Genomic DNA, 10,746 nt, shown 5'->3' with positions numbered 1-10,746 from the left:
GTGCCAAGCTGGCTAGTCCATACCAAGGCAAATGCGCGACTCATGAACATTGAACAATTCCTCACTTGCAGAGCGGTCAGTGGCATATGTGAAATTATGCGAAGCGGATTTTAGCTGGCTAACCCGGAAATCGCATTTCAGGAGCCTCTTACGCTGTGTAGTGAGTGCCTGTCATGGAAATTTTTGATGCAAAATGACTAAATTTTCTGATGCAATTCAGGCTCGATGAGAACGAATCGCCAGGGATGTGAGGTAAATAGAGGGGTCGGCAGGCCGTCGGCATATTTGGGTGCCGTTGCAAACTGAGGACGGAACCGCAATAAGAGGCAGGGGTGCTGGTGCAGGATGGGCGGCCTGCACGATATGACAAAGGAGATTCTCTTACGCTTGGGGTCGAGTGTGGGGGCGGAAGAGATAAGGCGAAAAACAAAAAAGCCAACCGGTTGGTTGGCTTTTTTGCTTCAGTTTCCTGATGTGTGTTCTTGGTGGGTCGGGCGAGATTCGAACTCGCGACCAACGGATTAAAAGTCCGCTGCTCTACCGACTGAGCTACCGACCCGGAAAAACGGAGCGCGAATTATAGGGGGCGCCCCTTCCCCTGTCAAACCGGTTGCGGCGTGGGCTGCGTCGGCGGCGTATCAGCCGCGCATCAGCCGCCAGTATTGGACCTTGAGGGCCAGCCAGGCGCCGGCGATGATGGCCAGGGTGGTGATGACGCTGCCCAGCGCCAGGGTGGACAGGCCAGAGAGGCCTTGGCCGATGGTGCAACCCACGGCGCAGACGCCACCAAAGCCCATGAGGGCGGCGCCGATCAGGTGGCTGGCGGTGTCCTCCGCATCACGGAAACCTTCCCAGCGGAAGCTGCGGCTGGCCAGGGCCACGGCGGCAGCGCCGGCCACCACGCCGAGGGCAGTGGCGATGCCCAGGGTGAGGCGGCGGCTGGTATCGCTCCAGGTGGTGAACAGCTCCAGGGCGTAGGCCGGCGGGGCGACGAAGGTGAGGGATTCCATGCGCCCGCTGTTGGTGCCGAGAAAGGCGGGCTGCAGGGTGTCCGGGTGTTCGGGGACAAAAGCCAGGTGGCCGCTCAGCCACCAGCCCAGCACCACCGTCAGGCCGATACCGAGGCCGCCGAGGAGATTGTCCGAGGTGCGGAAGTCGGCCCGTAGCAGGGGTGCGGCCACCAGGGGGCCGGCCACGGTGCCGGCGGCCAGGGCCAGGAGAATGGTCGGGGGCTGGTCGATGACGCCAGCCAGCAGGCGGGGCAGGTCCTGCCCGGCACCGGGGAGTTCCAGGGCCAGAAGGTCCAGCCCGTTGGCCCGCCACAGGGCCGGCAAGCCCTTGAGCGTCGCCAGGGCGGTGAGGCCCATGACCAGGAAGACCACCAGGGATTTGAGATTGCCGCCGCCCAGCCGCACCAGGGTCTTGGCGCCGCAGCCCGAGGCCAGCACCATACCGATGCCGAAGAGCAGCCCGCCTACCAGGTGGGAACCCCACAGCAGGCGGGGCGCGGTGTAGATGGTGTTGGCGGTGTCGATGAGGCCGGCCAGCTGCAGTCCGGCGGTACCAAGGATCGCCACGCCCATGGCCAGTAGCCACATGCCCATGCGATTCCAGTCTCCCATGTTCACCACGTCGGAGACGGCGCCCAGGGTGCAGAAGTGGGTGCGCTGAGCGACGGCCCCGAACAGGCCGCCCAGGGCGAAAGCCAGCCAGAGAAGTGGCGGCAGACTCGGCAGGGCCTCCATTTCAGGGCTGCCGGGCGGGCTGGTAGGGCGTCGGGTCCGGCAGGCCGGCGGCGTTGAAACCTTCCTTGCGCAGGCGGCACGAGTCGCAGGCGCCGCAGGCCCGGCCCTGGTCGTCGGCCTGGTAGCAGGAGACGGTGAGGGCGTAATCCACGCCCAGGCCGCTGCCGGTCTGGATGATGCGGGCCTTGGAAAGGTCGATGAGGGGTGCGTGGATGCTCAGGCGGTGGCCTTCCACCCCGGCCTTGGTGGCCAGATTGGCCATGTGCTCGAAGGCGGCGATGTATTCGGGGCGGCAGTCCGGGTAGCCGGAATAGTCCACCGCATTGACGCCGACGAAGATGTCCTGGGCGCCCAGCACCTCGGCCCAGGCCAGGGCGAAGGAGAGCATGACGGTGTTGCGGGCCGGCACATAGGTGACGGGAATGCCCGGCTGTACGCCGTCCGTGGGTACGGCGATGGCGCTGTCGGTGAGGGCGGAGCCGCCGAACTGGCCGATGTCCAGGCGCACCGTGCGGTGCTCCTGGGCGCCCAGGGCAGCGGCCACCCGGGCGGCAGCCTGCAGCTCGGCGCGATGGCGCTGGCCGTAGTCGAAGGAGAGGCAATAGGGAGCAAAGCCTTCGCTCTTGGCGATGGCCAGGCAGGTGGCGGAATCAAGGCCGCCGGAAAGCAGCACGATGGCAGGGCGTAGTGAAGTCATAGCCGGATAATTATTACCGGTTTGGCCGTCATCACAAAATCCGCCCGGCCGAAGCGTTTGACCGAAATCAAGGGCCGCCTTTGGCACGGGGCTATACTGCCGCCTTCCCCGAATTCCCGGTTTTTGCCATGTCGAACAATGCCTTGTCGCAACTGGTCTGCCCCGCCGGCAGCCTGCCGGCGCTGAAAGCCGCAGTGGATAACGGCGCCGACGCCGTCTATCTCGGCTTCAAGAACGATACCAACGCCCGCAACTTCGCCGGCCTCAACTTCGACGAAAAGACCATGGCCGAAGGCCTACGCTACGCCCAGAGCCGCGGCCGGGAAGTGCTGCTGGCCCTCAACACCTACGCCCAGCCGGGCCGGGTTGAGGCCTGGCGCCAGGCGGTGGATGTGGCCGCCGGCCTGGGCGTAGATGCCCTGATCCTGGCCGACGTGGGCCTCCTGGCCTATGCCCGGGAGAAGCATCCCGAACTTAATCTCCACCTTTCCGTGCAGGGCTCCGCCACCAATTACGAGGCGGTGAATTTCTGCCACAAGGAATTCGGCATCCGCCGCGCCGTGCTGCCCCGGGTGCTGACCCTGGCCCAGGTGGAACACGTCATCAAGAACACCCCGGTGGAAATCGAGGTCTTCGGCTTCGGCAGCCTCTGCGTCATGAACGAAGGCCGCTGCTGGCTTTCCTCCTACGCCTGCGGCGAATCCCCCAACACCGTCGGCGCCTGCTCCCCGGCCAAGTACGTGCGCTGGGAAAAACAACCGCCTGCGGCGGGGCAACCCGGGAAGATGGATGCCCGTCTCAACGGCATCCTCATCGACAGCTACAACGACGACGAGAACGCTGGCTACCCCACTCTCTGCAAGGGCCGCTTCGAAGTCCAGGGCGAGACCTACTACGCTCTGGAAGAGCCGACGTCCCTCAACGTCCTGGCCATGCTGCCGGAGATCATCAAGATCGGCGTCAAGGCCATCAAGGTGGAAGGCCGCCAGCGCAGCCCCGCCTACGTCACCCAGGTCACCCGCACCCTGCGTGCCGCCCTGGACAGCCTCAAGGACGGCAACGACCGTTACAGCGTCAAGCCCGCCTGGCAGGCCGAACTGACCAAGGTCTCGGAAGGCCACCAGGCCACCCTGGGCGCCTACAACCGGCCCTGGCGCTAAGGAGAGCCGACATGACCATGAAACTCTCCCTCGGCCCTCTGCTGTGGTTCTGGCCCAAGCAGCAGGTGATGGATTTCTACGCCGCCATGCTGGAGACCCCGGTGGAACGCATCTACCTGGGCGAAGTGGTGTGCTCCCGCCGCCAGCAGCTGCGCACCACCGACTGGATCGGCCTGGCCAAGGACCTGGCCGAATCCGGCAAGGAAGTGGTGATCTCCGCCCAGGCCCTGCTGGAATCGGAAAGCGACCTCAAGGCCCTGCGCCGTCTGGTGGAAGAGGGCAACTGCTCCCTCGAAGCCAACGACCTGGGCGCCGTCAGCCTGGCCCGGGAAAAAGGACTGCCCTTCGTCTGCGGCCCCCACCTCAATATCTACAACGAATCCACCCTGGCCTACTTCGCCGGCCTTGGCGCCAAGCGCTGGGTGCCGCCCCTGGAAGCCACCCGGGACCTGGTGCAGCAACTGCACGAGAGCCGCCCGGCCGGCATGGAGACCGAGGTCTTCGCCTTCGGCAAGATTCCCCTGGCCTTCTCCGCCCGCTGTTTCACCGCCCGGCATTACAACCTGAACAAGGATGACTGCCAGTTCAAGTGCCTGGACCACGACGAGGGCCTCACCCTGTTCACCCGGGAGAAGCAGCCCTTCCTCGCCATCAACGGCATCCAGACCATGTCGGCCCAGACCTACAGCCTGCTGCACCTGATGCCGGAGCTGCTGGAGCTGGGCATCGACGCCGTGCGCATCAGCCCCCAGCCCCAGCACACCGCTGCCATCGTCGACGCCTTTGACCGGGCTCGCCGTGGCGAAACGGTGGCCGAGCTGCCGGAATGGAGCGAAAATGGCCTCTGCGACGGTTACTGGTTTGGCCAGGCCGGCATCAACCTCGAGGCTGCGGCCACGACTGAACTCCATGCAGGAGCCTGAGATGACCAACTTCAGCATTCCCACCTTCAAGCTGCCCGAATTCATCGCCAAGATCGGCGCCCGCCTGCCCCAATGGCCCCACGCCCTGGCCCTGGTCTCCGGTCTCAATACCGCGGCCAAACTGAAGCTGCTGCCGGAAGACAGCCTGCAGAACCTGGAAGGCAAGACCTTCCTGGTGGCCGTGAACGACACTGGCGGCGAAGCCCGCTTCACCTACAGCGGTGGCTGGTTCCGCCCGGTCTTTTCCGCCACGGCCACACCCGACCTCTCCTTCCGCGCTGACCTTTCCGCCTACCTGCAGCTGGTGAGCCGCCAGGAAGATCCGGATACCCTGTTCTTCAACCGCCAGCTCTCCATCGAGGGCGACACCGAACTGGGCCTGGTGGTAAAGAACATGCTGGATGCCATCGAGTGGCCGCCCAGCGCATCCCGCCTGCCCGGCCTGGAACGCGTCACCGCCCTCCTCGCCACCCTGCCCCGCCCCGGCCGCGCTGCCTGAGGCGGGCACCGTCCCCCTGCTTCACCTCGAGGGATGCCCGACGGGGCATCCCTAGGCCCGGGCGCTCGCGGGTAATCCCGCCTTGCGCCGGCCCTAGGCCGATGGCATGGTCTTCCCTTGACTCAAGGGGAGAGGCGCCATGTCCAACGATTACCTGCAAATCCTCCTGCATCTGGGCAGCGCCTGGATCGCCGGCAGTCTGGTGGGCCTGGAGCGCAGCTTCCACGGCCGTCCCGCCGGCTTCCGCACCCATGCCCTGGTCTGCCTCGCCTCGGCCCTGCTAATGGTGGTCACCACCTATCAGGGGCGCTGGATGACCGCCATGCCCATGGAGGCCATCCGCACCGACCCCACCCGCATGGCCCAGGGCATCATGACCGGCATCGGCTTCCTCGGCGCCGGCGTCATCTTCAAGGAAGGCCTGACGGTGCGCGGCCTCACCACCGCCGCCTCGATCTGGATCACCGCCGCCCTGGGCATTCTCTTCGGCATCGGCTTCTACTTTCCCGCCTTTCTCGCCACCGCAGCCGTGCTCGGCACCCTGGCCCTCTTCCGCTGGGTCGAATATCGGGTGCCGAGCCAGTCCTACGCCCACCTCGTGCTGCGCTATCCCGGCGCCAGCGCCCCCCGGGAAGGCGAGGTGCGGGAACTGCTGGGCGGCTTTGGCTTCAGCATCGCCAACATGAGCTACCGCCTCTCCGAAGGCAGCGCCGTCTACGAGTACCGCATGATCATCAAGACCTACGGCAAGCAGAACCTGGAGCGCCTGGCGGAACACCTGCGCCACGGCGGCGGGCTGCTCGAATTCCGTATCTCACCCACCGGAGATTGAGGCTGGGCGCGGCTTCCCCGCAAATTCACATTACAGGGGCATTTCATCGGCGTGACACATAGGGCGGCTAGTCTGGAAAGTGTGAAAAATTTCCGGATTTCCGCCCCATGAAACAGCTTTTCGCGCCGGCAGCCTGGCTGGTGGGCCGCCTTTCCTACCGCCAGAAACTGCTGGCCACCGCCGCCCTGTTCGCCCTGCCCCTGCTGCTGCTCGGCAGCCTGCTGCTGACGGACCGGCAGGCGGCCCTGGCCGAACTGCAACAGGAGCGGGCCGGCCTGGCCCTGCAACTGCCGGCCCTGGATCTGCTGCTGGCCCTCCATGCCCACCATGGCGCCTTCCAGGGGGCGGCGGCGGAGGTGCCCGAACTGCAGCAGGCCCTGCCCCAGCGCCGCGCTGCCGTCAGCCAGGCCCTGGCCCGGGTCGAGGAGCTGCGTCGCCGCCATGCCGAGGCCCTTGGCCCCCAACCGGCCTGGGATAGCCTCAACGCCCGCTGGCAGGCCCTGGCTGCCCTGGCGCCGGAGCAGGAGGCAGATGGCGGCCTGGACGCCCATCTCGAACTCTCCCAACTCGCCCGGGCCTGGATCGGCCAGTTCTCCGACGACAGCCGCCTGCGCCGGGACAGCGATGCCGCCGCCGCCGCCCTGGTGGACAACCTCTCCGCCAAACTGCCCCTGCTGGTGGAAAGCCTGGGCCTGGCGCGGGATGCAGGCCTGGGGGCGGTGGCCCGGCAGCGTCTCAAGTCCGGCCTGCGCAACCGCCTCACCGTGGTGCGCGGCAGCCTGGAGCCCCTGATCGGCTGGAGCCTGGAAAACACCTACAAGGCCGTGGAACGCCGTCCGGATCTGAAGACTGCCCTGGAAGGCCCGTCTGGCGCCCTTTCCAGCGCCTCCCTGGGCCTCCAGGAGGTGCTCACCACCAAGGTCATCGACACCACCGATTTCGATATCAGCCCCGCCGAGTACGCCGCCCGGGGTGATGCCGCCATGGCCGCCGTGGCGGATTTGGGGCGCGCTCTGGTCCCAGCCATCGACGGCATCCTGGCGGAGCGCCAACGCCAGCTGGAAACGGTGCGCAATGTCGTCTTCGGTGCCCTGGCCCTGCTCCTGCTCGCCATCATTTACGGCTTCGTCGGCGCCTACATCTCCATCATGCGCGGCGTTCATGGCCTGCAGCAGGCCGCTGCAGTGATGGCTGGCGGCGACCTGCGGGCCCGGGTGGCCATCGTCTCCCGGGACGAAGTGGCGGAGGCCGCCAGCAGCTTCAACCGCATGGCGGAAAACTTCGCCGGCCTGATCCGCGGCAACGGCAGCGCCGCCCGGGCCGTGGTGGGTGCGTCGGATAACCTGGCCAGCGCCAGCCGCCAGGTGGAGGTGGCCTCGGGCCGCCAGAGCGAGGCCGCCGCCCGCACCGCCGCCGCCGTGCAGGAACTCACCGTGAGCATTGCCGAAGTGGCGGAACACGCCCGGGAAACCGCCCGCATGGCCGAGGAAGCCGATGCCGCTGCCAGCCGGGGCGAAGCCCAGGCCCAGGCTGCCTCCCACGATATGGGCCAGGTGGTGGAGGGGGTGCGCAGCACCGTCACCCTGATCCAGAACCTGGAATCCCGCAGCCGGGAGATCGACCAGGTGGTGCGCACCATCCAGGAGATCGCCGACCAGACCAACCTGCTGGCCCTCAATGCCGCCATCGAGGCGGCCCGGGCCGGCGAGCACGGGCGCGGCTTTTCCGTGGTGGCTGACGAAGTGCGCAAGCTGGCGGACCGTACCGGCATTTCCACCCGGGAGATCGGCGCCACCATTGGCGCCATCCAGCAGGAGATCGGCCAGGCCGTGGCCGGCATGGACCAGAACAGCGACCAGGTGGACGGCAGCACCCGGCGGGTGGCCGAGCTGGCCGCCAGCCTGGCGGAAATCCGCGGCGTGGTGGGCCGCTCCGCCCTGCACGTGCGCGACATCGTCGATGCCACCGCCGGCCAGAGCGACGCCAGTGCCGACATTGCCCGCAACGTGCAGGAGATCGCCGACATGGCGGAAGAGAACCACGCGGCCATCCGCGCCACCAGCCAGGCAGTGGCCGAACTGGGTGAACTGGCGACGGACCTCACCCGCTCCGTGGCCGGCCTCACCACCGATTAGGCCTGGGTCCGGGACCCGCTCCTCCCCAAACCCTGGCCCAGCGCGGCACCGGCTGCGGCGCTACGCCGCAGTGGAACTCCCCGGCGGCGGGCGTATTCTTAGCAACAGGCGCCGTTGCCGAGGCTCGGTACGGCGCACCCCGCCAAGTCAGGTCGCGCACCCCGTCGAGGAGGCCATCATGGGAATGCTGCATCGGCTGCCCGGCAGCCGCCGGGAAGTCTCCGGTTTCGAATGGACCCTGTTCCGCAAATTACCCCGCATCGCCCTGCTGGGCACCCTGCTACCGGCCCTGGCCGCCCTGGCCATGCGCTGGCTGCCCCTGGAAGGCACGGCGGAGGCCCTGGAAAAGCAGCTGCAGATGGCCGACATTCTGGCCATCAGCGTCATCGTCATGCACTGGACCGCCGTGTTCACCCTGGCTATCGGCTGCATCATCGTCATCCTGATGAAAGGCCACGCCTACGTGGCCGACAGCTACGCCCTGGACGACGCGGAGCGCCCCGACCCGGATTGAAGGCCGGCGCTGCCACCCTCCCCGCGTCTGACCGCCTTTCCCCGGCTTTCCCTTGCCAGGCCGCTCCCCGGCCTGTGGCTTAGCAGCCCCCTCCCAGCACCAGGTGAAACCCGGCCCGGGCCAGGCCCGTGGTGGAGGCCTTCCAGGTGCCGCAATACTGGCCCAGGTGGAACAGGGTGGTCTGCAGGTCGAGGCTGCCGAGCAGCCAGTGGATCAGTCGGTCCTGGGGCGAAGCCATGGGGAGCACCTTGCCGATGGGGATGGGGGGAAGGGCATCTTAGGGGCCGCCGCGGCGCCAGACCAACGAAGAAAAGGGCATATCCATATGCGTCGCGGCGGGGCCGCGTACGGTGGATTTGATCCACCTCTATCCGCTTTTTGCCGGACTTCTTTACCATGGCGGCCATGAGCCGCTACCAGACCCTTGCCCTGCAAACGGAGAAGCTGATCAGCGACGGCCTGTTGCGGGCCGGCGATCGGCTGCCTTCGGTACGCCAGGCTTGCCGCATCCATGACGTCAGCCCGGTGACGGTGCTGCAGGCCTACTACCTGCTGGAAGGCCAGGGCCTGATCGAGGCCCGGCCCAAGTCCGGCTACTTCGTCAAGGCGCGCCTGGGACGGCAGCTGTCGGAGCCGGACATCACCCGGCCGGTGGGCCATTCCACGGCCCTGGATGTGAGCGACTTCATTTTCGAGATCCTGGAGAGCGTCAAGGACCCGGCGGTGGTGCCCTTCGGCTCCAGCTTCGCCAGCCCGGACCTCTACCCCCTCGACAAGCTGGGCCGTTTTCTCGCCGCCGCGGCGCGCCATCTGGACCCGCGGGCGACGGTCACCGACCTGCCACCCGGCAACGAGGAACTGCGCCGGCAGATCGCCCTGCGTTACCTCTCCCACGGCGCCTCGGTGCCCACCCAGGAGATCGTTGTCACCTCCGGCGCCATGGAGGGCCTCAACCTTTGCCTGCAGGCCGTGACCCGGCCGGGGGACCTGATCGCCATCGAATCCCCCACCTTCTACGCCAATCTCCAGGCCATCGAACGCCTTGGCCTGAAGGTCATCGAAATTCCCACCCATCCCCGGGAAGGGGTGAGCCTGGCGGCCCTGGAGGATGCCCTGCGGCATCACCCGATCAAGGCCTGCCTGTTCATGCTCAACTACTCCAACCCCATTACCGGCGGCCTCAGCGATGCCCGCAAGGCCGAGCTGGTGGCCCTGCTGGCCCGCTATCAGGTGCCGCTGATCGAGGACGACGTTTACGCCGAGCTGTATTTCGGCGACCAGGCGCCGGCCTACGCCAAGGCGGAGGACCGGGAGGGCCTGGTGCTGCACGTCTCCTCCTTCTCCAAATCCCTGGCCCCGGGTTACCGGGTGGGCTGGGTGGCGGGCGGACGCTTCACCCAGAAAATCCAGCGCCTCAAGCTGACCACCAGCCTGGCCACCACGGTGCCGGTGCAGATCGCCCTGGCCGAATATCTCAAGCACGGCGGCTACGACAACCACCTGCGCCGCCTGCGCCGTACCTTCTCCCTGCAGGAACTGTCCATGGTGGGGGCGGTGGAGCAGCATTTCCCCGCCGGCACCCGGCTGGCCCGGCCCAGCGGCGGCTACTTCCTCTGGGTGGAACTGCCCCGGGGCGTGGATACCCTGGCGGTGCACCGGCTGGCCCTGGACCAGGGCATCAGCATTGCCCCCGGCCCCATCTTTTCCGCCAAGCGGGAATACGGCCACTGCCTGCGCCTCAACTACGGCCACCCGTGGACGCCGGCAACGGAAAAGGCTGTCGCCGTCCTCGGCCAGATCATCGACAGCCTGCTGCCCCGGGAGGGGCGCTGAGGCGGCGCTACGCCGCGCTTTTTCCCTTCCGGCTTTCCCCTCTCCGGTCGAATTCCCATCAAAGTCTCTGGCTGCGTCCGTAGCGGAGACCGCCGTGACGGCGCCCGCGCCCTCCGCACCAAAAAAAACGGGGAACGACCCGAAGGCCGTTCCCCGCAGTACTGCTGCCGTGTTACTCCTTACCGGCGCTCACTTGCCTTTCCGGGCGCCGTTCTGTTCCAGATAGGTCTTGGCGCGCAAGCCCAGGTCAGCAGCCTTCACCTGGTACTGCCAGACCTGCTCGGCCCACAGGGTGGCCTGGTTCCAGTCCCTTTTCTTCGCTGCATCTTCATGCTTGGCCTTGGCGTCCTTGATCTTGTTCAGCTGATCAACGGCGTCGTCCATCATGTTCACTACATCCGGGAAGTC

11 protein-coding genes and 1 tRNA gene are annotated in these 10,746 nt (G+C 66.9%); 7 read left to right on the top strand and 5 right to left on the bottom strand.

The window, feature by feature from the left end; translation table 11 throughout:
- Positions 1-483: 483 nt before the first annotated feature.
- The 3 genes from AZSI13_RS12575 to queC form a co-directional block, all read right to left on the bottom strand.
- Positions 484-559: transfer RNA gene (locus tag AZSI13_RS12575), tRNA-Lys, on the bottom strand.
- A gap of 79 nt (positions 560-638) precedes the next feature.
- Positions 639-1,745: a YeeE/YedE family protein gene (locus tag AZSI13_RS12570; protein WP_109041522.1), complete on the bottom strand. Its 1,107-nt coding sequence runs from the start codon at positions 1,743-1,745 to the stop codon at positions 639-641.
- Between the two features lies 1 nt (position 1,746).
- Positions 1,747-2,442, bottom strand: a complete 696-nt coding sequence (gene queC / locus AZSI13_RS12565) for a 7-cyano-7-deazaguanine synthase QueC (RefSeq protein WP_109041521.1) — start codon at positions 2,440-2,442, stop codon at positions 1,747-1,749.
- A 128-nt stretch (positions 2,443-2,570) separates the two neighbouring features.
- Between queC and AZSI13_RS12560 the strand changes: the two genes are divergently transcribed.
- The 6 genes from AZSI13_RS12560 (at position 2,571) to AZSI13_RS12535 (ending at position 8,505) form a co-directional block, all read left to right on the top strand.
- On the top strand, positions 2,571-3,602 hold the full coding sequence (locus AZSI13_RS12560) for a peptidase U32 family protein (RefSeq protein WP_109041572.1): 1,032 nt from the start codon (positions 2,571-2,573) through the stop codon (positions 3,600-3,602).
- Positions 3,603-3,613: 11 nt separating this feature from the next.
- Complete coding sequence (locus AZSI13_RS12555) at positions 3,614-4,525, top strand: U32 family peptidase (protein ID WP_109041520.1); 912 nt, start codon at positions 3,614-3,616, stop codon at positions 4,523-4,525.
- A 1-nt stretch (position 4,526) separates the two neighbouring features.
- Complete coding sequence (locus tag AZSI13_RS12550) at positions 4,527-5,024, top strand: SCP2 domain-containing protein (protein ID WP_109041519.1); 498 nt, start codon at positions 4,527-4,529, stop codon at positions 5,022-5,024.
- Between the two features lie 139 nt (positions 5,025-5,163).
- Positions 5,164-5,856, top strand: a complete 693-nt coding sequence (locus tag AZSI13_RS12545; protein WP_109041518.1) for an MgtC/SapB family protein — start codon at positions 5,164-5,166, stop codon at positions 5,854-5,856.
- Positions 5,857-5,963: 107 nt separating this feature from the next.
- On the top strand, positions 5,964-7,991 hold the full coding sequence (locus AZSI13_RS18235; protein ID WP_109041517.1) for a methyl-accepting chemotaxis protein: 2,028 nt from the start codon (positions 5,964-5,966) through the stop codon (positions 7,989-7,991).
- Between the two features lie 178 nt (positions 7,992-8,169).
- On the top strand, positions 8,170-8,505 hold the full coding sequence (locus AZSI13_RS12535) for a hypothetical protein (protein ID WP_109041516.1): 336 nt from the start codon (positions 8,170-8,172) through the stop codon (positions 8,503-8,505).
- Positions 8,506-8,584: 79 nt separating this feature from the next.
- Here the strand turns inward: AZSI13_RS12535 and AZSI13_RS12530 are convergent, their stop codons facing one another.
- On the bottom strand, positions 8,585-8,743 hold the full coding sequence (locus AZSI13_RS12530) for a hypothetical protein (RefSeq protein ID WP_201262381.1): 159 nt from the start codon (positions 8,741-8,743) through the stop codon (positions 8,585-8,587).
- A gap of 167 nt (positions 8,744-8,910) precedes the next feature.
- Between AZSI13_RS12530 and AZSI13_RS12525 the strand changes: the two genes are divergently transcribed.
- A complete protein-coding gene (locus tag AZSI13_RS12525; protein ID WP_109041571.1) occupies positions 8,911-10,338 on the top strand; it encodes a PLP-dependent aminotransferase family protein in 1,428 nt (475 codons plus the stop codon).
- 189 nt (positions 10,339-10,527) lie between these two features.
- Here the strand turns inward: AZSI13_RS12525 and AZSI13_RS12520 are convergent.
- Positions 10,528-10,746 (bottom strand): hypothetical protein (locus AZSI13_RS12520; RefSeq protein ID WP_133247314.1); only part of this gene is annotated, 219 nt, incomplete at its 5' end.

The sequence above is a fragment of the Azospira sp. I13 genome (assembly GCF_003112695.1).
In the GTDB taxonomy this organism is placed as follows: domain Bacteria; phylum Pseudomonadota; class Gammaproteobacteria; order Burkholderiales; family Rhodocyclaceae; genus Azospira.
This window is presented reverse-complemented; position numbering and strand designations above follow the sequence as displayed.

What these genes read in the sequence shown, in the direction of transcription:
- AZSI13_RS12570 (WP_109041522.1), bottom strand. Translation starts at nt 1,745, where the DNA reads ATGGAGGCCCTGCCGAGTCTGCCGCCACTTCTCTGGCTGGCTTTCGCC.
- queC (WP_109041521.1), bottom strand. Translation starts at nt 2,442, where the DNA reads ATGACTTCACTACGCCCTGCCATCGTGCTGCTTTCCGGCGGCCTTGAT.
- AZSI13_RS12560 (WP_109041572.1), top strand. Translation starts at nt 2,571, where the DNA reads ATGTCGAACAATGCCTTGTCGCAACTGGTCTGCCCCGCCGGCAGCCTG.
- AZSI13_RS12555 (WP_109041520.1), top strand. Translation starts at nt 3,614, where the DNA reads ATGACCATGAAACTCTCCCTCGGCCCTCTGCTGTGGTTCTGGCCCAAG.
- AZSI13_RS12550 (WP_109041519.1), top strand. Translation starts at nt 4,527, where the DNA reads ATGACCAACTTCAGCATTCCCACCTTCAAGCTGCCCGAATTCATCGCC.
- AZSI13_RS12545 (WP_109041518.1), top strand. Translation starts at nt 5,164, where the DNA reads ATGTCCAACGATTACCTGCAAATCCTCCTGCATCTGGGCAGCGCCTGG.
- AZSI13_RS18235 (WP_109041517.1), top strand. Translation starts at nt 5,964, where the DNA reads ATGAAACAGCTTTTCGCGCCGGCAGCCTGGCTGGTGGGCCGCCTTTCC.
- AZSI13_RS12535 (WP_109041516.1), top strand. Translation starts at nt 8,170, where the DNA reads ATGGGAATGCTGCATCGGCTGCCCGGCAGCCGCCGGGAAGTCTCCGGT.
- AZSI13_RS12530 (WP_201262381.1), bottom strand. Translation starts at nt 8,743, where the DNA reads ATGGCTTCGCCCCAGGACCGACTGATCCACTGGCTGCTCGGCAGCCTC.
- AZSI13_RS12525 (WP_109041571.1), top strand. Translation starts at nt 8,911, where the DNA reads ATGAGCCGCTACCAGACCCTTGCCCTGCAAACGGAGAAGCTGATCAGC.